This is a genomic window from Flavobacterium panici (assembly GCF_903819335.1).
GTDB lineage: Bacteria > Bacteroidota > Bacteroidia > Flavobacteriales > Flavobacteriaceae > Flavobacterium > Flavobacterium panici.
The window spans coordinates 256,501-278,651 of record NZ_CAIJDE010000044.1 but is presented as its reverse complement, the minus strand read 5'-3'; the positions used below and the strand labels follow the sequence as shown (position 1 = coordinate 278,651).

At 33.6% G+C, this 22,151-nt stretch carries 29 protein-coding genes; all 29 read left to right on the top strand.

The annotated features are described in order from the left end of the window. The first annotated feature begins 8 nt into the window (after positions 1-8). Entirely contained in the window at positions 9-1,328 is a 1,320-nt protein-coding gene (locus FLAPXU55_RS13780) for a RagB/SusD family nutrient uptake outer membrane protein (RefSeq protein ID WP_180858385.1), read from the top strand. Between the two features lie 529 nt (positions 1,329-1,857). Next, positions 1,858-2,622 (top strand): LytR/AlgR family response regulator transcription factor, encoded by a 765-nt coding sequence (locus FLAPXU55_RS13775; protein WP_180858383.1) that lies wholly within the window; start codon positions 1,858-1,860, stop codon positions 2,620-2,622. A gap of 224 nt (positions 2,623-2,846) precedes the next feature. Continuing rightward, positions 2,847-3,443, top strand: a complete 597-nt coding sequence (locus tag FLAPXU55_RS13770; RefSeq protein ID WP_234984732.1) for an HNH endonuclease — start codon at positions 2,847-2,849, stop codon at positions 3,441-3,443. A 568-nt stretch (positions 3,444-4,011) separates the two neighbouring features. Then, entirely contained in the window at positions 4,012-5,400 is a 1,389-nt protein-coding gene (gene lpdA / locus FLAPXU55_RS13765) for a dihydrolipoyl dehydrogenase (protein WP_053471710.1), read from the top strand. Positions 5,401-6,087: 687 nt separating this feature from the next. After that, positions 6,088-6,276, top strand: a complete 189-nt coding sequence (locus FLAPXU55_RS13760; protein ID WP_180858381.1) for a SymE family type I addiction module toxin — start codon at positions 6,088-6,090, stop codon at positions 6,274-6,276. Between the two features lie 151 nt (positions 6,277-6,427). Next, the gene (locus FLAPXU55_RS13755; RefSeq protein ID WP_180858379.1) at positions 6,428-7,381 is read left to right on the top strand and encodes an SPFH domain-containing protein; all 954 of its coding nucleotides are present in this window, start codon (positions 6,428-6,430) and stop codon (positions 7,379-7,381) included. Beyond that, positions 7,381-7,623, top strand: coding sequence for a hypothetical protein (locus FLAPXU55_RS13750; RefSeq protein ID WP_180858377.1), 243 nt, complete (start codon positions 7,381-7,383; stop codon positions 7,621-7,623). The genes FLAPXU55_RS13755 and FLAPXU55_RS13750 overlap by 1 nt, the downstream gene beginning before the upstream one ends. Before the next feature lie 11 nt (positions 7,624-7,634). After that, positions 7,635-8,600 carry a hypothetical protein gene (locus FLAPXU55_RS13745; RefSeq protein ID WP_180858375.1) on the top strand — a complete coding sequence of 322 codons (966 nt, stop codon included), beginning with the start codon at positions 7,635-7,637 and terminating at the stop codon, positions 8,598-8,600. 27 nt (positions 8,601-8,627) lie between these two features. Next, entirely contained in the window at positions 8,628-9,602 is a 975-nt protein-coding gene (locus tag FLAPXU55_RS13740) for a DUF6620 family protein (RefSeq protein WP_180858373.1), read from the top strand. 104 nt (positions 9,603-9,706) lie between these two features. After that, positions 9,707-10,453 carry a DUF2314 domain-containing protein gene (locus FLAPXU55_RS13735; protein ID WP_180858371.1) on the top strand — a complete coding sequence of 249 codons (747 nt, stop codon included), beginning with the start codon at positions 9,707-9,709 and terminating at the stop codon, positions 10,451-10,453. Positions 10,454-10,579: 126 nt separating this feature from the next. After that, positions 10,580-11,092, top strand: a complete 513-nt coding sequence (locus tag FLAPXU55_RS13730) for a TPM domain-containing protein (protein WP_180858369.1) — start codon at positions 10,580-10,582, stop codon at positions 11,090-11,092. A gap of 57 nt (positions 11,093-11,149) precedes the next feature. Continuing rightward, positions 11,150-11,797, top strand: a complete 648-nt coding sequence (locus tag FLAPXU55_RS13725; protein ID WP_180858367.1) for a suppressor of fused domain protein — start codon at positions 11,150-11,152, stop codon at positions 11,795-11,797. Between the two features lie 111 nt (positions 11,798-11,908). Further along, positions 11,909-12,811 (top strand): arginase family protein, encoded by a 903-nt coding sequence (locus FLAPXU55_RS13720; protein WP_180858365.1) that lies wholly within the window; start codon positions 11,909-11,911, stop codon positions 12,809-12,811. 102 nt (positions 12,812-12,913) lie between these two features. Further along, a complete protein-coding gene (locus tag FLAPXU55_RS13715; protein ID WP_180858363.1) occupies positions 12,914-13,288 on the top strand; it encodes a YdeI/OmpD-associated family protein in 375 nt (124 codons plus the stop codon). Between the two features lie 60 nt (positions 13,289-13,348). Beyond that, positions 13,349-13,780 (top strand): GNAT family N-acetyltransferase, encoded by a 432-nt coding sequence (locus FLAPXU55_RS13710; protein ID WP_180858361.1) that lies wholly within the window; start codon positions 13,349-13,351, stop codon positions 13,778-13,780. Between the two features lie 11 nt (positions 13,781-13,791). Further along, positions 13,792-14,181 carry a DUF1801 domain-containing protein gene (locus FLAPXU55_RS13705; RefSeq protein WP_180858359.1) on the top strand — a complete coding sequence of 130 codons (390 nt, stop codon included), beginning with the start codon at positions 13,792-13,794 and terminating at the stop codon, positions 14,179-14,181. Between the two features lie 78 nt (positions 14,182-14,259). Beyond that, the gene (locus tag FLAPXU55_RS13700; RefSeq protein ID WP_180858357.1) at positions 14,260-14,673 is read left to right on the top strand and encodes a hypothetical protein; all 414 of its coding nucleotides are present in this window, start codon (positions 14,260-14,262) and stop codon (positions 14,671-14,673) included. A gap of 142 nt (positions 14,674-14,815) precedes the next feature. Further along, positions 14,816-15,355 (top strand): hypothetical protein, encoded by a 540-nt coding sequence (locus tag FLAPXU55_RS13695; RefSeq protein ID WP_180858355.1) that lies wholly within the window; start codon positions 14,816-14,818, stop codon positions 15,353-15,355. 3 nt (positions 15,356-15,358) lie between these two features. Beyond that, positions 15,359-15,565: a helix-turn-helix domain-containing protein gene (locus FLAPXU55_RS13690; RefSeq protein ID WP_053471727.1), complete on the top strand. Its 207-nt coding sequence runs from the start codon at positions 15,359-15,361 to the stop codon at positions 15,563-15,565. A gap of 85 nt (positions 15,566-15,650) precedes the next feature. Continuing rightward, a complete protein-coding gene (locus FLAPXU55_RS13685) occupies positions 15,651-16,247 on the top strand; it encodes an NAD(P)H-dependent oxidoreductase (RefSeq protein ID WP_180858353.1) in 597 nt (198 codons plus the stop codon). A 36-nt stretch (positions 16,248-16,283) separates the two neighbouring features. Beyond that, positions 16,284-16,622, top strand: a complete 339-nt coding sequence (locus FLAPXU55_RS13680) for a nuclear transport factor 2 family protein (protein WP_180858351.1) — start codon at positions 16,284-16,286, stop codon at positions 16,620-16,622. A 164-nt stretch (positions 16,623-16,786) separates the two neighbouring features. Continuing rightward, positions 16,787-17,272 (top strand): SRPBCC family protein, encoded by a 486-nt coding sequence (locus FLAPXU55_RS13675; protein WP_180858349.1) that lies wholly within the window; start codon positions 16,787-16,789, stop codon positions 17,270-17,272. 314 nt (positions 17,273-17,586) lie between these two features. After that, positions 17,587-18,483, top strand: a complete 897-nt coding sequence (locus FLAPXU55_RS13670; protein WP_180858347.1) for an NmrA family NAD(P)-binding protein — start codon at positions 17,587-17,589, stop codon at positions 18,481-18,483. 12 nt (positions 18,484-18,495) lie between these two features. Further along, complete coding sequence (locus FLAPXU55_RS13665) at positions 18,496-19,410, top strand: helix-turn-helix domain-containing protein (RefSeq protein ID WP_180858345.1); 915 nt, start codon at positions 18,496-18,498, stop codon at positions 19,408-19,410. 59 nt (positions 19,411-19,469) lie between these two features. Next, positions 19,470-19,898, top strand: coding sequence for a hypothetical protein (locus FLAPXU55_RS13660; RefSeq protein WP_053471735.1), 429 nt, complete (start codon positions 19,470-19,472; stop codon positions 19,896-19,898). Positions 19,899-19,909: 11 nt separating this feature from the next. Further along, positions 19,910-20,125 (top strand): ArsR family transcriptional regulator, encoded by a 216-nt coding sequence (locus tag FLAPXU55_RS13655; RefSeq protein ID WP_180858343.1) that lies wholly within the window; start codon positions 19,910-19,912, stop codon positions 20,123-20,125. 75 nt (positions 20,126-20,200) lie between these two features. Next, positions 20,201-20,569 (top strand): nuclear transport factor 2 family protein, encoded by a 369-nt coding sequence (locus tag FLAPXU55_RS13650; RefSeq protein WP_180858341.1) that lies wholly within the window; start codon positions 20,201-20,203, stop codon positions 20,567-20,569. A 101-nt stretch (positions 20,570-20,670) separates the two neighbouring features. Continuing rightward, positions 20,671-21,720 (top strand): serine hydrolase domain-containing protein, encoded by a 1,050-nt coding sequence (locus tag FLAPXU55_RS13645; protein WP_180858339.1) that lies wholly within the window; start codon positions 20,671-20,673, stop codon positions 21,718-21,720. A 6-nt stretch (positions 21,721-21,726) separates the two neighbouring features. Further along, positions 21,727-22,149, top strand: a complete 423-nt coding sequence (locus FLAPXU55_RS13640; protein ID WP_053471739.1) for a DUF1801 domain-containing protein — start codon at positions 21,727-21,729, stop codon at positions 22,147-22,149. The last annotated feature ends 2 nt before the right edge of the window (positions 22,150-22,151 follow it).

Below are 22,151 nucleotides of genomic sequence, written 5' to 3'. Positions count from 1 at the left end.
AAATAAAGATGAAAAAATTCTCAAAATATATACTACTTTTTGCTGCAGCACTTGCAGTAACAAGCTGTGATGACTATCTGGATATCCAACCAGTTGGTCGTGTTATCCCGGAAACATTAGAGCAGTACCGCGCAGTTTTAACAAAAGGATACGACGTATATCCTGAACACAAATCATTAACGGCAGTTCGTACAGACGAATTAACGATGAATGAATTTAGTGATGACGTAACATACTATAGAGATATTTATATTTGGAAAGATGCAAATCCGGATCGTATTACAACTACTTTTCAATATGCAGATTTATACAAAACTATCTTTTATACGAACGTAATCATTAACGAAGCGTCTAAAAAATTAGATGTATCTCCAGAAAGAAACCAGTTAGTTGGAGAAGCGTATGCTTTAAGAGCAATGGCTTACTTTGATTTAATTAACCTTTTTGGAAAACCATATAATGCAGCAACAGCAGGTTCAGACAAAGGAGTTCCTTTAGCGTTAGAAATTGATTTAGAGCAAGCTTTCGTACCTCAGACAGTAGAAGTAATTTACAATCAAATTATTTCTGATACTCAGGAAGCTGAAAAATTCATCAACAAAGATTCTCAAACAAAAGGTTTAAACTACCGTTTCTCTAAAGTTGCTTTATACAGTTTAGAAAGCCGTATTTATTTATATGTACAACAATGGCAAAAATCGCTTGACGCTGCAAACAAAGCGTTAGCAATTAACAACGCTTTAGTTGATTTAAAGGCTACACCTGTATTTGCAACAAAATACGATTCAAAAGAATCTATTTTAGCTCTTGAAGATGGTTTAATAAACAACTTAAAAGGTGCCGTTTATGCTTCACCAGATTTAATTGCTGCTTACAGCAAAACAACTGATTTACGTTTTCCTCTATATTTCTTAGCAAGCGGAAGCCGTTACAGAATTCAAAAAGGTGGAAATATTGATCAAAAATGTTCTTTCAGAACTTCTGAGTTATATTTAACAAAAGCAGAAACTTCATTAAAACTGAACAATATTGCTGATGCTAAAACAACTGTTTTAAGTTTTATCAAAAACAGATACACTGCTACAGCTTATGTACAACTTGAAATTGAAGTTAACGCAATGAATGCTGCAGATTTAACAAATTTCATTTACGAAGAAAGACACCGTGAGTTTGCTGTTGAAGGACAACGTTGGTTTGATTTGAGAAGAACATCTCAAAAACAAATCGTTCACACTTTTGACGGTGATAATTATACATTGATACAAAACGATCCGCGATATACCATTATTTACCCAGCAGACGCGAGATTAAACAATCCCAATCTATAAATACCTATTGTTTTTTTTTTAAAGAGGTCCAGTTGCAAAGCTGGGCCTCTTTTGCATTTATTTACATCAAGAACATTGTGAACGGTTTCAAACGTTAGAACACAATAAATCACGGTTCGTTTCCTGTGGTTGAAACCACAGGCTATATTTGAAATAAAATTAAATTTTGATTAAAGCTTAAATAAACACAGCCCGTGGTTTCAACCACGGGAACACGATATAATCACAATCCATAACCCATAGTTAAAACCACAGGCTATATTTGAAATAGAAACATTGAATTTTCATTAACAATTTAATAAACATAGCCCGTGGTTTCAACCACGGGAACACAATATAATCACGATCCATAACCCATAGTTGAAACCACAAGTAATATGTAAAACATAACAAAAAAGATTAAATAACAACAAAACTGCAAACTCCTATAAAAACTTGTTGTAAAAAAACTATAGACAATTATATTTGCAAAATCATTTAAGAGCTTCTCACTTAAAAATGAAACTTTTTAACTTATCTCAAAAGGAAAATGAAAATTGCCATTGTCGAAGACGAATATCTTGCATCCACTTACCTAAAATCAATTTTAGAGCAGCAGGACATTTTACAGATAGCCGAAATTGCAGTTTTAAAATCGGTAAAAGAAGCAGTCAAATTTTTTAAACAAAACAATGTTGACTTAGCCTTTATGGACATTCATTTAGGCGACGGAAAAAGTCTTGAAATATTTGAAAAAGCCACAATCTCCTGCCCTGTCATTTTTGTTACCGCTTATGATTCTTATGCCATTTCGGTTTTCAAACACTTTACTATCGATTATCTTTTAAAACCTTTTGAAGAACAAGAACTATTAGAAGCCCTAACCAAATTCAAAAAAATAAAAGACAGTTTCAATGCCGATGCAACACTGCAATCTTTAGTTGCTATCGAAAATCCTGAAACAAACAAAATACAACGTCACTTTTTAGTAAATCACGGTTATAAACTAATTTCAGTAAACGAATCTGAAATTACCTATTTTGCCGCATCGGGAAAGCATTTATTTATCTATGTAAAATCAGGAAACAGTTATTTGTACAACAGCACGATTACTGATATTATAAACAGTCTCGATCCGTTTATCTTTTTCAAAATAAACAGAAAATATATCGTACATCGAAATATTATAAAAGAAGTCGTAAAACATTCGCATCAAAAAATCGAACTAATTCTTACCGTTCCTCCTATCGAAAACGACCCGATAATCATCAGTAAAAAAGAAATAAATAATTTCAAAAACTGGCTCGATCAATAAAAATTATTATTTCTGAAATACTAAAAATGCTAAAATTTACGCTTTCGTAGAAGATTGAAAACTGCATAATTCACAATTTGAAGTTTTAAACTGACCAAATAAGTGTCAAAATCATTCTAAAAAGTTAAAATAGCGTTATAAGAATCATAAAGTTGATATTATGTAACTTAGAATATAACTTTCTTCATTTCATAATTCTTTATCTTTGAGAGACAAAAATTTAAATGAAAAAGAAAATGCCACACAACAGATTTTATCCTAACGAAGAATTCAAAGAAATAGAAATAAACGCATCATTACAACTTAAATACGCAATTTCAAACAGAGGAAGATTAATAAGCTTTACAGACGAAATTGAAAATGGCCGAATTCTTAAAGGCGGTTTAAGCGATGGATATCCTACTTTTAGATTTAAGGTTAAAAAAGATGACAAAATCATTAACAAATATTTATTTCTCTACAAATTAGTTGCCCAATACTTTCTTCCAAAACAATCAGAAGATCAAACCTATGTCCTGCATCTCGATTACAACCGAAGCAATGACGATATCAGCAATTTACGCTGGGCAACAAAACAAGAAATGATGGCGCACAGCCGCAAAAGTCCGCGTGTGATTCAGGCAAAGAAAAACCTGATCGAACACAACTTAAAAGCCGACGGACGAAAATTAACAACCACAAAAGTCATGTTAATTAAAAAAATATTAGCAAGACCAGAACAAAAAACACGTCTTAAAATGATCGCTAAACAATTCGGCGTAAGCGAAATGCAGATCCGCAGAATTGCCAGCGGTGAAAACTGGGGACACGTGAAGGTTTAATTATTAATTGTAAATGGTTAATTGTGAATTATTAATTGACCTAACGATTGTCAGGCTGAGCGAAGTCGAAGCTCTCGCAAAACTCTTCCATATAGTTCCACGAAAGTTTAATGGTTAATTGTAAATTTGTTAATGGCTGATAATGCTTAATTAATAATTTACAATTAACCATTATTTTGTCAGGCTGAGCGAAGTCGAAGCCCGCGCAAAGCACATCCACATAGTTTCATAACAACAAAATATATAGCCACAGATTACACAGATTAAACGGATTTTAAAAATCTTTTTAATCCTGATAATCTGTGGCTTTATTATTATTTAATAATTTCTGTCACTCTGAGCGAAGTCGAAGAGCTTTTTTACAAGTAGCAGGGCTTCGACTTCGCTCAGCCTGACAAATGAATCAATATTTCAAATTTTCCACATTTTACCTTTTTACTTTTTTACATGATACTCTTTTTAAAATAAATCATTAAATTCGCAAGCACAAATAACAAAAGAAAATCGATAAGTGAGTTTCGGAATCCATAAACCTCATTTTCGATAGTTAATACTAAAAACACAAAAAATGAAATACGACGTTATTGTTTTAGGAAGTGGTCCTGGAGGATATGTAACAGCGATTAGAGCTTCACAATTAGGCTTTAAAGTAGCTGTAGTTGAAAAAGAAAACCTTGGTGGTGTATGTTTAAACTGGGGATGTATCCCAACAAAAGCATTATTAAAATCAGCTCAGGTTTTTGATTATTTAAAACACGCTTCTGACTACGGATTAAAAGTTTCTGAATTCGATAAAGATTTTCCTGCTGTTGTTCAACGCAGCCGTGGTGTTGCAGAAGGAATGAGCAAAGGTGTTCAATTCCTAATGAAAAAAAACAAAATTGACGTTATCGAAGGTTTTGGAAAACTAAAACCAGGAAAAAAACTTGACGTTACAGATAAAGATAATAAAGTTACTGAATACAGCGCTGATCACATTATCATCGCAACCGGAGCTCGCTCTCGTGAGTTACCAAACTTACCACAAGATGGTGTAAAAGTAATTGGTTACCGTCAGGCAATGACATTACCAACGCAGCCAAAATCTATGATTATTGTAGGTTCTGGAGCAATTGGAGTTGAATTTGCTCACTTCTATAACTCAATGGGAACAGATGTTACTATTGTAGAATTCATGCCAAACGTAGTTCCTGTAGAAGACGAAGATATCTCAAAACAATTTGAGCGTTCTTTGAAAAAAGCCGGAATTAAAGTTATGACAAGCTCATCTGTTGAGCGCATTGACACAACTGGTGCAGGAGTAAAAGCATTTGTTAAAACTGCAAAAGGAGAAGAAGTTCTAGAAGCTGACATCGTACTTTCGGCAGTTGGAATCAAAACAAACATTGAAAATATTGGTTTAGAAGAAGTTGGAATCGCTGTTGACAAAGATAAAATCTTAGTAAACGCTTACAACGAAACTAACATTCCTGGATACTACGCAATTGGAGACGTTACTCCAGGTCAGGCTTTAGCTCACGTAGCTTCTGCAGAAGGAATTAACTGTGTAGAAAAAATTAAAGGACTTCACGTACAGCCAATAGATTACGGAAACGTTCCGGGTTGTACTTACGCAACTCCAGAAATTGCTTCTGTAGGTTTAACAGAAAAACAAGCAAAAGAAAAAGGATACGAATTAAAAATTGGTAAATTCCCATTCTCAGCTTCAGGAAAAGCAAAAGCTGCAGGAACTCCAGACGGATTCGTAAAAGTAATTTTCGATGCAAAATACGGAGAATGGTTAGGATGCCACATGATTGGTGCTGGTGTTACAGATATGATTGCAGAAGCAGTTGTAGCTCGTAAACTAGAAACTACAGGTCATGAAATCCTTAAATCTATCCACCCTCACCCAACTATGAGCGAGGCAGTTATGGAAGCTGTTGCAGATGCTTACGGCGAAGTAATTCACTTGTAAAAATATACCGTTTTACGGTCATATATAATTTTCAATTTAAAAATCCGATTTGTGAAAGCAGATCGGATTTTTTATTTTATCATTTCGAGGAACGAGAAATCTTCACAAGAAACTCGACAAAGATTGGCGATTTACTTTGTCGAGTTTCTTGTGAAGATTTCTCGTTCCTCGAAATGACAAAAATTGGCGATTTTGTTTGTGGAGTTTCTCTGTCGATATACAAGTGCGATTTCTCGTTCTTCGAAATGACAATACTTTGTCTTAAAATCTAATTTGTGAAAGCGAGTCGTTTCTTTATGGCGTGTCCCTCCGGGTCAGGCTGTCCGCTATATCTTTTATGGCGAACCCCGCCATAAAAGGATGCCGCTCCCATCCTTCACGCACAGTAGTTTTCAAAAGATAAATTATAAATTATAGGCAATTATGATACATCTACCTGCTTTGTGAAAGCAAATCGGTTTTATTATTTCTGCATATTAAAAATCTTACTTGTCAACTTTTAAGTTGACAACATTCTCAACTATTCGTTAGACATTTGGTCATTACAAAACAAGATAGTTTTGTCATTTCGACCGAAGGGAGAAATCGCACAAGAAACTCTACAAAGTAAATCGCCAATCTTTGCCGATATACGAGTGTGATTTCTCGTTCCTCGAAATGACAATACTTTGTCTTAAAACAAAAACAATGAACAACGAGAGAAAACTTAAAATTCACACCAAATATCAAAAAAGAACACACAAACACATTACAATTCCATCAATTAAACTAGAAGGCAAATGGCTTGAAAAACTTGGATTTAAAAAAGGTGAAGTTGTAATTGTAGAGCAAAAGAAAAACAGACTTATCATTACTAACGAAAAAGATAAAAATTAAAGGCAATCTTTGTCATTCCGAGGAACGACAATCCTTTAACTAAAAACATAAACTTTAAAATTTATAAAGAAAAATTTGTTAAAAACTTCACATTAAAAAATTTCACTATCGTCTTATAATTCTTATTTTTATTCTTTATAAATAAGATTTTATGACATTACCTTTTACAGAAATAATTGAAGCCACAACTAGTGATCCTAATTTACTAATGTGGAAATTTTATGATGAAGATAAAGAAATAAAAAACGGAGCAAAACTAACCGTTCGCGAAAGTCAGCACGTAATGCTTTTAAACGAAGGTCAGCTTGCTGATGTTTACAAACCGGGGCTTCACACTTTATCTACAGAAAACATCCCAGTTTTAAGCAAGCTGAAAGGCTGGAAATACGGTTTTGAAAGTCCGTTTAAAGTCGATGTATATTTTTTCAACACACATCAATTTATCAATAATAAATGGGGAACTCCCGCACCTATTCTGCTGAATGATCCACAATTCGGGCAAATCAGAATTCGCGCTTTCGGAAGTTTTGATATTAAAATTGTTGATGTTGCCAAATTCTTCCGTCAGTATGCAGGAACTTATGAGCAGCTTACGATTTTTGAATTGCAAAACCAGTTACGAGATTTCGTTGCTCCAAAATTTGGAGAAGTTCTCGCAAACGAAAACATAACCGTAACCGACATTGCCGGAAATATTACCCAATTAGGCAAAAAAATCGAACCGTATCTTAAACCTTATTTTCTTCAATTAGGAATTGAATTAACGCAGTTTGTAATCACCAGCGTTACATTACCAGAGGAAGTTACAGCACATTATGATAAAATCACCAATATGAATATGGTAACCGATATGGATAAATTTACCAAATTCAATACCGCAACCGCAATTGGCGATAAAGGAACCGCGCTTCACGATGCAACCCAAAACGCATTGAGCATGGGAATTCTTTTAAATCAATTACAACAAAATAAAGAAACTCCGAAAGAAGAAGTAAAAGACGATTTAACATCTAAACTTCAAAAACTAAAATCTTTATTTGATGCCGGTTTAATCGACGAAGACGAATTCAAAACAAAAAAATCTGAATTATTAAGTCAATTATAATGGAAGAGAAAAAAGTCAATTCGTTTTTAGACAGACTAAAACAAAAAGCGCAAAACCAAACTAATTACGGTGGAGAAACAGAAATCAACGATGCAAAAATGAATGCAAAAGATTGTCCAAACTGTGGCGCCGGAAGAGCAAAACAAGACGGCGTAACGCATTGCGCTTATTGCGGATTTGAGTTTATAACCGTAAAACTTACAGACGGAGTTTATATTAAAAAAGAAGATAATTCAATTTAAAATCATATCACGTGTTCGGACTATTTAATAAATCAAAAGACCCAGAAAAAAACCAAAATAATAAAGAAGTCAATAAAGAAACATTTCCAGATTGGTACGCAGAACTTCAGGAAGCGCAGCAAAGATGGTTTGCCTTTTTAGAAAAACTCGAAGCAAAAATGGAAGAACTGGCAACAGCTTCGATTCCAGAATTGAAACAGCTTTTACAAGAAGATGAAGACCTTTATAAAAGAACTTTTCACAGAGTTTTTTCCGGTATTAACGGTCAGTTAAACAATATTAGAGACAAAGCCAGAGATACATACGAAGAAAAAATAAGCCGTATTTATTATGATCTCGATTCACAGATTTCTGTTTTAGATAAAAATCATGATTTACTTTCAGATTTTAGAAGCGCTTGTTCAGATCGATACAATGATTTTGACGACAAATTTGATTATTGGAGAAAACAAATCGAAAAAACTCAGGAACGCGATCTCGAAATCGAATACAAAAAAATATTAGACGAATACGAAGCCATTAAAAACAAATTCAGCTGTACGCAATGCGGCGGAAATATCGAAATCGAAAAAATATTTTTAATCGAAACCTATATTTCATGTCCATATTGTCAAACGCAAAATACATTTGCACCAAGTACACAAGGCCGAAATTTACAAAACATTGCACGAGGACTTGCCGAACAAAGAACCGCACATTTATACGAAGCTTTTGAAACCGAAGATAAAAAAGAGCGTGAATTGTATCACCAACGTCACGAATTAAGTCTGAGCAAAATACACGAATCAGACAAAAAAGTGCTGAGTGAAATTCAGGCAAAAATGGACGATCTCGAAGAACAAAGGCAATTTGTAATTAAAAATGCTCCAAAACTTTATCAGGTTTATCTGCGCGCCATGTATGACGAATGGAATAAAATTACGCCCGATTTAAAAGAGCACAACGAAAAAATGTATCAAAATCAAGTACCCAATTAATAATTATTAATCCTTAAAAATCAACAAATGTTTAAAAAACTTTTTGGAGCTCTAACTGGAGACAACAAACAAGAAAATCAAAATTACGAGCAGACACAAACATCAAATGAAAGTCATGAAGATAGTTATGAAGATAACTACGAAAATGAATATCAGGAAGTAGAATACGATCCGGAAACTTTACACGGAACGCATTATGATGTTGAAGATTTTGATGCCGAAGTTGCAGAAAGAGCCGAAGCATGGATTGCAGACGAACGCGCAAGCGGAGAAAACCTTGACGAAAAAGACATTCAAAACATATATTTCAATTACAGAAGAACGGTTTATACAGAATGGAACAATTGCGACTCTGACCAAATGATTCGTTTTGAGCACGCAAATTCTTTAAAATACAGCGGAGTTCAAACTTCAGGGTTTGTAAAAGTTGATGAAAACAATCCGTTTCTTGAACCAGTTCACGGTGTAGATTTAAGAACCTATACAGCGATGTGCCTTAAAATTAGTGCAGGAGTTGATTATCTTGAAGTTTGCAAAGCAATGGGCTTCGAATCTGTAGTTTGGGAAGAATTAAACACAATCTGGCCACAGCGTATGGGCGAAGATACTTCGTTTACAGTTACAACTTTGTTCGGACAATATTATGCTGAAAATGTAACCGTTCCGCAATTAGAAAACCTTAAAGCTGAAATTTCAGAAGAAGGTGCTGCAAATTTGGAAAGAATCAGAACAGACCGTTATTTCTACGAAGAATTAGCCGGAGCAAGACAAGCTGCATACGAATACGGAATCGATGGTGCACAATGGATTTTAGAGAACTTTGGAATCAACCTTGCCGATTTCCAATCTGTAGCAATGCAGTGGATGACAGAGCAAAACCAAAACTGGAATTCAGCAGATATCACAGAATTCCATGATTATCAACAAGCAAAGCAAAAAGAATATGCTGCAAAATTTGCTGCAGAACAAGGCGGAAATATCGCAGACGATGTGAATTTCTAAATTGATTTCTTTTCATGATAAAAAAACCGATTTGCCAAAACAAATCGGTTTTTTATTCGTTTAAATTTAACCGAATTTCAAAAGTCACTTTAAAAATATATACAATGGAAAACACACCCATTTTTTTCGCCGATGGAGAAAATCCAAAAATGATCGAAGCGTTTAAAAAAGCGCAGGAAACCTTTAAATATTTCTGGAGAGAGTTATCCTGGGAATACCGCAGAATAATTCCCGGACTTGATGTTGCTTGTGTAAAACTCGCTTTTACTCAGGAAATAGACGGAGAAACTGTAGTGGAACACATGTGGATTAATGATGTGAATTTTGACGGCGAAACTATTTATGGCGTTTTGGTTAATCAGCCAAGCGAATTAACCAATGTCAATAATGGAGACGAAGTACAAATTCCAATCAACCAAATCAGTGACTGGTTATTTGCAATTGGAGGAAAAACATATGGGGCATTTACCATTCAGGCAATGCGTTCCGAAATGAGCGACGACGAAAGAGAAGATCATGATGAAGCCTGGGGATTAGATTTTGGAGATTTCAACGATATTTTAGTCGTTAACGAGCAAAAAGAAAAACCGGAGAATCTTATAGAACATCCTATGAGCAAAAACATGAAAGACAGTCTTATAGACTTCGTAAAAAATAATCCGGAAGAAGTGACTGCACAAGATGAATTAGGTTATACTTTTTTACATAGAGAAGCCGTTGCAGGAAATCTTACTTCGGTAGAAATATTATTAGAATCAGGAGCAGATAAAAATGTAAAAACTGCCAGCGGAAAAACAGCACTTGATTTTGCAAAACAATTAAATTGGGAACATTTAATTCCTGTATTATAATATTTTTATTCAAAATCCGATTTGTAAACAAATCGGATTTTTTCTTTACATAAATATCAATTTATCTTTTTATCCTAAACCAATAATGTGGTATTTTTGCAGCACCAAATCTAATCTTCGCCTGCGATGAAAAAAATATTTTTCCTTGTTATAATAATCTTGTTCCCGGCAAGTATATTATTTTCTCAAACAAAAAAAGAAAACACAGTTACTGACGCTCAAAATGTTTTTTCAAGACCTTATGACTATGTAAATGATTTCGAAAAAATCTTAAATCCAGATCAAATTACAAACCTCACAAATACTTTAAAGGCATTTGAAAAACAATTTCTATACAAAATTACAGTTGTAACAACTTCAACAATACAGCCTTATACCTCTTTCCCTGATTATTCTTTAGAATTAGACAAATATTTGGCAAAAGATCCAAAACTAGATCCAACAATTCTAATCGTAGTAAGCAAAGAATTAAGACAAATTCAGGTTCAAAGTATTGATCTTATTCGTTATAAACTTAGCGATAACGATACCCAAAATATCATTACAACCTATGCCGTTCCCGAATTTAAAAAAGGAGATTATGGCAAAGGCTTAGAACTTGCCGTTGATCAAATTATGAATAAATTAAAAACATATTAATTTATTCTTTTAACGAAAAATCTTATATTGTATTCGTTTTAATCATAAAAAGAAAGTATGACATTAGAAGAATACAAAAAACAATTTTCAGAAGATGATGCTGTAGGATGGCTTGAAATCGATAAAGAATTTGAACGTCTTTATCCAGATCAGGAACCTAAACATTTTGCTCCGGCCATAAGTTATATGCTTGGCGGAGAACATCCGCTGGACGGCGTAAGCATTTACGAAAGCAAAAAACAAACAGATCATTTTCACTTTGTAACCTACGGATTTTCTGAGTTATATTATGATGAAAACAAAATCGAAGATGAATTTAGCAAATGGGGATTTGAACTCACTTTTAGGCTAAAACCTTTTGCCGAAGATAACGGAAACCCAAGCTGGGTAATTGCCCTTTTACAAAACATTGCCAAATATGTTTTTGACAGCGGCAACTGGTTTGAAGAATTTCATTACATGCCCGCAAACGGCCCTATAAGACTCGATACCGAAACCGATATTACAGCTTTAGTAATCGTTGCCGATCCTGAAATCGAAAAGAAACAAACTCCGCATGGTGAACTTTCTTTTTTACAAATAGTAGGAATAACTTCTGCAGAATACGAAGCCATAAAAGAAAATTCCGGAATTGTCGAAGAATTAGTTAATAAGCTAAAAGAAAACAATCCGCTGTTAATTACAGATTTAACTAGAAAATCATAAAATATCAAAAATCCGATTGGTGAAAACAAGTCGGATTTTTTGATTTCCGTCTGTTAAAAATAATTTACCCCAGCATTAATTTTAATAACTTTATCGGTAAATAATAACGCTATGAAAGAAATATGCATTGTTGAATTCACTTCTAATTTAGGTCTAAAAGAACCGAAACCAGGAAAAGAACCAGGCGTAAATCGTTTACCGGATTGGTTATGGAAACATAATTTGCATAAAGCAATTAATCCAAAAAACATCATAAGGGTTGACCCTCCAAAATATTCGAATATAAAAGATCCCGAAACCAATATTCTCAACGCAGATTCATTAGTTACCTACGCCAGAGAACAAGCCTATTTAATAAACAATTTATTGAGTGCCAATAAATTTCCGTTTATTTTAGGCGGCGATTGCAGCATTCTTTTAGGCCCCGCAATGGCTTTAAAACAAAAAGGAAATTACGGCTTATTTTATCTTGACGGTCATACTGATTTTATGGATGTTTCGCTGTCTGAAACCGGTGGCGTTGGCGGCATGGCAGCTTCAATTGTTACCGGAAACGGGCATCAAAAATTAACCAATATTCTCAATTTATCTCCTTATATAAAAGAAGAAAACCTTTGGTGCGTTGGCAATCGCGAATACGATGATGAATACGAAAATGAAATCCAAAAATCTTCGGCAACATATCTAAGTCTTCAGGAACTGCGAAAACAAGGTATTGCAAAAGCTGTAAAAACATTTCTTTCAGAAGTTGAAAACAAAAACTTAGATGGTTTCTGGCTTCATATTGATGTCGACATTCTTAACGACGATATTATGCCGTGCGTGGACAGCAGAACGCCAGACGGTTTAACCTATGATGAATTTAATGAACTTACCTCCTATCTATTTGAAAGTAAAAAACTAAGCGGACTTGAAATAACAATTCTCGATCCGGATTTAGACGAAACCGGAAAATATACCAAAGATTTCGTAAACAATATTACACTTACTTTCAACAAACATTTCAACACTTGATTTAAAAACATAAACACCAAATAATCAATATTTTAATATTATTTTTACTTACTGACAAACCGTTGTCACAATGCCATTTTACCTTTACTAAAAATAAGATTTATGGAAACGAAAGACGGAAAATTAGCAGTTTATGCCGAAACCAGAGCAGACTGGCGCAAATGGCTGACAGAAAACAGTGTAAACGAAAAATCAGTCTGGCTGATTTTGTTTCATAAAAAAAGCCAAACTAAAAGCGTAAATTTAATCGAAGCTACAGAAGAAGCACTTTGTTTTGGCTGGATCGACAGTTTGTGCAAAAAACGCGACGGCGAAAGTTATTATCTCACCTTTTCGCATCGCAATCCAAAAACCAGCAAATGGAGCAAACCCAACATAGAAAGAGTCGAACGAATGATCCAGGAAAATTTAATGACCGAACACGGACAAAAACTAATCGACATTGCCAAAGAACAAGGAAAGTGGATTACGGATTAATAGAATAATTTGGGTGTACCTATAGATCATTTTTAAAACAAAATACAACAACCCAATTTGATGAAAATAACAGAAATTACAAAAAGTGATTTTGAACCTTTAAAAATCCTGTTTTTAAAAGAAAGACGAAGAACATTTTCGTGGCTTGATACATCAGAATTTAAATTAGATGATTTTGAAAAACATACGCAGGGAGAATATATATTAGTGGCACATATTAATGAAATTCCGGTTGGTTTTATTTCGATTTGGATGCCAAATAGTTTCATTCACCATTTATATGTTGATCAGGAATATCAAGGGCAGAAAATTGGAACTGAATTATTAAAAGCAGCCATTCAAAAAACTCAATTTCCACTCACTTTAAAATGTTTAGAAAACAATATCAAAGCCGTTGAGTTTTATAACAAAACAGGATTTATAGAAAAAGAAAAAGGACGCTCTGAAAACGGAACCTACATTTTATTTGAGCTTTCAAAAGATATTAATTAAAATTCAAAACCATGAATCAGGAAATCCAGGCATACAACGATTCACAAAACGCTGAAGACAAAAAAATATGTGATATTTTAAGTGTCGAAATTAACGATTTCCTGCAAGAAGCCGAAAGCAAAATCTGGCATCGGCATCCGGTTTGGTTTTTAGACGGAAATCCTGTTGCCGGATATAGTAAACTTAAAGATTCTGTCAGACTGCTTTTTTGGAGCGGACAATCTTTTGAGGAAAGCGGACTTCAAAATGAAGGAAGCTTTAAAGCCGCCGAAGCACGTTATACAAGCCCGGATCAAATCAATATCGACGATTTAAAAAGATGGCTTGATAAAGCCAGAAACATTCAATGGGATTATAAAAATATTGTAAAACGTAAAGGCCTTTTGATTCGGCTGAAATAATTTAAACTTTTTAAAACACTTTAAAGCAACCATTTAACTTTTTTTTCATCTATAAATAAACTACCAAAATTTAAACCGATGAAAAAATATTTACTTCTTCTTGTTTTAATTGCATTCTCTTCCTGCAACGATAATGATGATAACCATTCTGACGAAAATCGTTTAGAAGGCAAATGGAGCTGGATTCGCACTTCTGGCGGATTTGGAGGACCAACCAGTTCAGAAACATCAGATCAAAAAGTTGTAATTGAGATCTCAAATTCTACAATTAAAACCTATATAAACGGAAATCTGTCCCAACAGCAGAAATTTTTTATCATAACAAAAAAATCTGTTTTTGGCGGAGACAGAAAAATGATTGTTATTGATAAAGGCGACTTCATTACACAAGAATATTATTTTGACAGGTCATTTGAGTTTCATGGCAATAAACTGTATTTAATACAAGAATGTATTGATTGCTCTACATCAGAATATGAACGCGTCAAATAATTGTAATTTGTTAATTATGAATTGTTAATTCAAAACTCAATTAAGTTAATAATCAATAATTAACAATTAATATTTAATAAATTTTTATCGATAAACAATAAATTACTATATTTGTTGCATACTTATTTTAAATCAAAATATTATGTCAACAAGATCAACTTACATTTTAAAGCTCCTATACGTAGTGTCATGGATTGCTTTTATTGGGCTTTGTATAAAAGCAGGAACACTTTTAGCCTCTTACGGAGTTAGTATGTTTATCAGCGAAGTTGGAGCAAAAAACCTGCAGTTAGGTTTAGATTTATCTTCGTTAAAAGCGTACGACGTTGTCGATTACTCTATTATGGTTTTCTCTATTACGGTAATTACAATTTTAGAAGCTTTGGTGTTTTATTCTGTCATTCAAATTTTCCTGAAGATTAATTTTGTCAGCCCGTTTCATGAAACAATTGGAAAACTGATCCAGAAAATGAGTGGATTCTCCTTACTTGTTGGCATTTTTAGCAACATAACCGTTAATTATTCTCAAAAATTTACTGCAATGGGAATTCAGCTTCCCAATCTTACCGAACATATTGGACTTGGAGATGCGTTCTTATTTTTTGCCGGAATTTTATATTTTATCTCACAGCTTTTTGCAAAAGGAATCGAACTTCAAAAAGAAAGCGAATTAACCATATAAGTTATGCCAATTATAGTAAATTTAGATGTAATGATGGCGAAACGAAAAATGTCATTAAATGAACTTTCAGAAAAAGTTGATTTGACCTTATCTAATCTTTCCATATTAAAAACTGGCAAAGCAAAAGCCGTTCGTTTCAGCACGCTCGAAGCAATCTGTAAAGTTCTGGAATGCCAGCCGGGAGATATTTTAGAGTTTGTCGAAGAATAAGGTATTAGAATTTTATTCGTAATTTCGTATTAAAGAGAACTTTAGGTTCTCTTTTTTTGTTTAATAACTTTTTAAAACCGTCAAAATGAATATCTTAATCGTATACAGCCATCCGAGCAAAAAGTCCTATACATTTCAGGTTTTAGAACAATTAAAATCTGCAATTGCAAAACAAAACTGGAATCTTGAAGTTTCAGATTTATACGCTTCTAATTTTCAAAGCGATATGTCTGAAGAAGAATATGATAGAGAAGGTTTTGCAAAACTTAATCTTCCCATTTCTAAAGATGTTTTAGCAGAACAGCAAAAAATCGAAAAAGCCGATTGTATTATTTTTCTATATCCAGTTTGGTGGAGCGATTGTCCTGCAAAACTAAAAGGCTGGTTCGACCGCGTTTTTTCGGTTGGATATGCTTACGGACAAACCGACGATTTCCCGAAAATGAAAACAATTCCATTTGGACTTGTAATCTGCACCGCCGGACATCCAAATGCTTTTTTAACCGAAATTAAAATGGCGCAAAGTATGGAAACCATAATGCTCGAAGATCGTTTAGGAAAACGCTTTGAAAATAAAGAAATGCTGATTCTGGGCGGAACTTTAGATTTGGAAAATGTGATGGAAAATCATTTTTTACAAATTCAAAAAGCCGTTGAAAATATTAAAAGTTATATTGCCTAAAAAATAGAAACTCATATTATAAAACAATCCCAAATAATGACAATAGAAGAAATAATGGACATTCAAATGTCAGCATTTAACAATAGATCCATACAACAAATGATGCCTTTGTACAGTGATGATATTAAAGTTTATAATTTTCAAGATCTTACATTAGCAATAAACGGCAAAAAAGAATGCGAAGAAATGTTTATCAACCTTTTTAAACAATCCCCAAATTTGAATGCCGAAATAATAAAATCCATCTTTTTTGATAACAAAGTAATACTTCACGAATATGTTTCTGGCCGAAATGGCGATGAAACTAAAAAAGAACAAGTTGTTATTTTTGAGATAACAAATCAAAAAATAAGCAGAATGGATATCATGAGATAATTTGAAAATTAGAAAATTAGAAAATGAGACAATTATATAATTAACTCAAAGTAAAATCTAAAATCAAAACATCTGTCCGAAATACACCTCATAATTGTCTAATTAAAACCTAACTTATTGATTTTTAAAGAATAAATTTGATATACAACTTAAAAACCATAAAAATGAGTGCATCAGATTTTACTACAGCAATATTAGTCAATCAATCTCCGGAGGAAGTTTTTAATACCGTTACAAACGTGCGCGGCTGGTGGTCAGAAGAAATTGAAGGAAATACAGCCAAACAAAATGATGAATTTAATTATCATTATGAAGATATTCATCGTTGCAAAATTAAATTGACAGAAGTAATTCCGAATCAAAAAATTGTCTGGCTGGTTGAAGAAAACTATTTCAAATTTACCGAAGACAAAACCGAATGGACTGGAACAAAACCAACTTTTGAAATCAAAGAAAAAGACGGAAAAACAGAACTTCGTTTTACCCATTTTGGTTTAACTTCAGAATACGAATGCTTCGAAATTTGCCGTGATGCCTGGACAAATTATATTCAAAACAGTCTTAAAAAACTAATAGAAACCGGAAAAGGCGAACCAAACGCAACCGGAAAACCCCAAACCGAAAACGAAAAAAAATTATCTCAAAATTAAAGGTTTTATTTGGCCCACGGGTTTTACGGATGAAACGGGTTTTCGCAGTTTATTTTAAAATATGCCACAGATTTAAAGGATTAAAATGATTAAAAAAAATCTGGGCTAATCCTTTAAATCTGTGGCAAAAAAAATAAAAAAGCAACCAGTGAAAACCCGTTTCATCCGTAAAACCCGTGGGCAAAAAAAGCAAAACCTTAGCATCTCAGCATCTCAGTAACTTAGAATCTTTTTTTCAGCTACAACAATAGTAGATTTGGCTACACCTATCTTTTTGATGTTACGCAACTTTGTAATATCAAAATTTAGAACTTATGAAAATTATAATTACAGGTTCTCTAGGGAACATCAGCAAGCCTTTGGCAAAAGAATTAATTGAAAAAGGACATTCCGTTACCGTAATTGCCAGCAGTAACGAAAGAAAACAAGAAATCGAAACCGTAGGCGCAAAAGCAGCCATTGGTTCTGTAGAAGATGTAGATTTTTTGGCTAAAACATTTACAGGCGCAGATGCCGTTTACTGCATGATTCCGCGTGCCAATTATTTTGATCCTAATTTGGATTTAGATGCTTTTACACGCAAAATCGGAAACGCTTATGCCCAAGCCATTAAACAATCTGGTGTAAAACGTGTTGTTTTCCTGAGCAGTATTGGCGCACATTTAAAAGAAAAATCAGGAATTATTCAACGTTACAATGAAATCGAAGCCGTTTTAAATCAGCTTGCAGATGTTTCGATTACGTTTATGCGTCCAACATCTTTTTATTACAATTTGCTGGCTTACATTCCTGCAATAAAAAATCAAGGTTTTATTTCTGCAAATTATGGTGCCGATGAATTAGTTCCGTGGGTTTCACCAAATGATATTGCAGAAGCAATTGCCGAAGAGCTTACAACTCCGCTTGACGGAAAAAAAGTTCGTTATGTAGCCAGCGAAGAATTAAATGGACATGAAACGGCTCAAATTTTAGGAACAGCAATTGGGAAACCAGATTTAAAATGGAATTTCATAAGTGATGAAGAAGTCCTAAACGGATTAATTTCAGTAGGAATGCAACCCAAAATCGCAGCAGGTTTGGTCGAAATGTACGCTGCACTTTACAACGGTTTATTGGGCGAAGATTATTATAAAAACAAACCGGCAGTTTTAGGAAAAACAAAGCTGGCAGAATATGCAAAAGAATTTGCAGCAATATATAATCAAAAATAGGTAATTTAGGCTATGGCAAATCAACAACCACATCGAATAAAAAGTATCAGCGAATTTCATGAGTTTAGGGATTTGCCAAAGCCTGAACATCCGCTTGTTAGCGTATATAATTTTGAAGATTTAAAATTTCTCAACGAACAAGAACCTAAAAGCCTTATTCTTGATTTTTATTCTATCGCATTAAAAAGAAATGCCAATGCTGTAATGCGCTACGGACAACAGGAATATGATTTTAAAGAAGGCGTTTTGTTGTTTATTGCGCCCGGTCAGGTTTTTTCTATTGAAGGAAATTCAGAACTGCAGCACACGGGATATTCATTACTCGTTCATCCCGATTTTTTATGGAATACGCCGCTTGCCCAGAAAATCAAACAATACGAATATTTTGGATATTCGGTTTACGAAGCGCTCCATCTTTCTGATAAAGAAGAAAAAATGATTATCGATATCATGAAAAATATTCAGCAAGAATATCAATCTAATATCGATAAATTCAGTCAGGATGTTATTATAGCGCAAATAGAATTACTTCTAACCTATTCTGAACGTTTTTATAACCGACAATTCATAACCCGAAAAATAAGCAATCATGAGATTTTGGCCCGTTTAGAAAAATTGCTGGAAGAATATTTTACAAACGATTCTTTATCTAAAAAAGGTTTGCCAACAGTTCAGTTTATTGCCGATAATCTAAACGTTTCTCCCAATTATTTAAGCGGATTACTAAAACATCTTACCGGACAAAGCACACAGCAGCACATTCACGACAAACTGATCGAAAAAGCAAAAGAAAAACTTTCGACTACAAACTTATCCGTAAGCGAAATTGCTTATGAATTAGGCTTTGAACATCAACAGTCATTCAGTAAATTATTCAAAACAAAAACAAGCATTTCTCCTTTAGAATTCAGACAGTCTTTCAATTAAAAAAAATCCAGGCAAAACACGCATAATTTTCCTATATTCGTAACAATAAAATCAAAATTATGAATCCCGTTTTAAGGAATACTTTGGCTGTTATTGCCGGAATTATTATTGGAAGTATTGTTAATATGAGTATCATTTTAATCAGCGGTTCAATTATTCCACCGCCAGATGGAGTCGACAACACAACCATGGAAGGTTTGCAAAAAACAATGCATTTGTTTGAAGTACAGCATTTTATTTTTCCATTTCTGGCTCACGCAATCGGAACATTTGCAGGAGCAGTTACAACCGCTTTAATCGCGATTAATCATAAAAAGAAATTAGCCTTGGTAATTGGAGCTTTCTTTTTACTAGGCGGAATCGTAAGTGTTTGTTCTCTGCCAGCACCAATGTGGTTTACCTTTATAGATTTGGTTTTTGCTTATATTCCAACTGCCTATTTGGCCTTGAGATTAGTTTGTAAAAAGACGCAGAAAACAGCCTATTAAAATTCAGTAAAATGAGCGGGAAACCATCCAAACAAAAACCGGCAAAAATGTGTTACGAACATATTAGCGGAAAACTTGGTCAATTGCTCGCTGTAACTTTTGCAGAAAAAGGATGGATTGCCAAGAAAAATCCCGCCGACAAACACTTTTATATTACCGATTTAGGCGAAAAAGAATTCACAAAATTAGGCATCGATATAACACAGATAAAACCTGAAGATTTATAAAAATTTTCAGGTTTTTTTAATTCAAAAAGTACTTCTAAATTTCATAACTTAGTTTGCTGTTTAATCCTGTAGATTATGACTAAGAAAGAAATCGTAGAAAACTTCTTAAAACTTGCTGCAAGCGGGCATCCGCATGAAGCCTTTAGACTTTATGTAGGCAAAAATTTTAAGCATCATAATATTCATTTTAAAGGAGATGCCCAGACTTTAATGCTGGCAATGGAAGAATCAGCAAGAAAAAATCCAAATAAAATTTTTAAAATTCATCATATCATTGCTGAGCATGATTTGGTCGCTGTACATTCGCATTTAAAACAAAATTCAACCGATTTGGGATTTGTCGTAGTTCATATTTTTAAATTCGAATCAGATAAAATAATTGAACTCTGGGATTTAGGACAGCCTATTCCGGGTGAAATGGTTAATGAAAATGGAATGTTTTGAATTAATTGTGAATTGTTAATGGTGAATTGTTAATTATTAACTGAGTCAAAAACTGAAAACTGCGACTGCGACTGAAAACTAAAAAAAATCGAGACTGAAAAATGAACCTTAAATACAAAATTCCTGCTTTATTACTTTTGACTTTTCTTTTGTCATACTGCTATTCTTCTGCACAAAAGAAAGATGCTTACACTTCTAAAATTGACAGTCTGGTTGAACATACAACTTCTCCGGTTTTTAACGGTGTTGTTTTGATTTCTAAAAATGGAAAAACAGTGTATTCAAAAGCAAAGGGTTTTGCCAATTTTGAAACCAAAAAACCTTTAACGGTAAACTCTCAATTTGAGATCATGTCAAACAGCAAACAGGTTGCTGCGGTTTTACTTTTGTTAGAAGTTGAGAAAGGCAAAGTCAATTTAAATGCTCCAATTAAAAAATATCTTCCGGAATTAACGCAGCCGTGGGCAGATTCGGTTACGGTTCATCAGCTTTTAAATCATACACACGGAATTATTGATTTGCAAAAACCTTTGGCTTTTAAACCCGGAACTCAGTTTAGCTACGGAAATTTAAGTTTTAGCCTTGCTGAAAAAATTGTTGAATTAAGTACTAAAAAAAGTTATACCGAAGTGGCGAATGTTCTTTTTAAAAAATTAAAAATGAACAATACTTTTTGTTATGCAAAAGATAAAACCCAAAATTTAGCTACGGGATATTTTAACTCAAATGGAAAGTTTGAAGCTGTAAAAACTACACAGATTACACCGCAAAGTTTAGGCGCAGACGGAGTTGTTTCTACTGTGAATGATTTATCGATTTGGAATAATAATCTTCATAAAGGAAAAATCCTAAAACCGGAAACGTATCAATTAATGTTGAAATATAATATTTCGGCACAGCATGATTTCTTCGGAAAAGCAGATGAAGGTTATGGCTACGGAATTAAAATTATTGAGAAAGAAGCGGTAAAATATGTAGGTCACACCGGTTTAGGCGACGGATTTTCATCAGTAAATTTATATTTCCCTGAAAGTGATGTCAGCTTAATTGTGTTAGAAAATCAAATGAACGAAAGCCGCGATTTGTTTTATATTTCTGAATTTAAAATCAAAAATATTTTACTGAAAAGCGATTTAGTACATCAAAAATAAAAGACAATGGCAAAGAATAAAACAGCAGAAACCCAAAGCAGTGTTATTGATTTTATAAATACTGTAGACAGCGAAGCAAAAAGAAATGATGCTTTTGAACTGGTAAAAATAATGAAAGCGATTACAGGTTTTGAACCTAAAATGTGGGGACCAAGTATTATTGGCTTTGGAACTTATCATTACAAATATGCCACGGGACACGAAGGCGACGCACCTTTGGCCGCTTTTTCTCCCAGAAAAGCCGCAACAACAGTTTATTTTTATTTACCCGAAGAAAAGAGAGAAGAACTTTTTTCAAACTTAGGAAAATATAAAGTATCTAAAGCATGTATTTACATCAAGAAATTAGCTGATATCGACGTTGAAATCTTAAAAAAGATTATTTCGCTTTCGATTGAAGAAGTTAAAAATTTATATCCCCAAAAATAAAA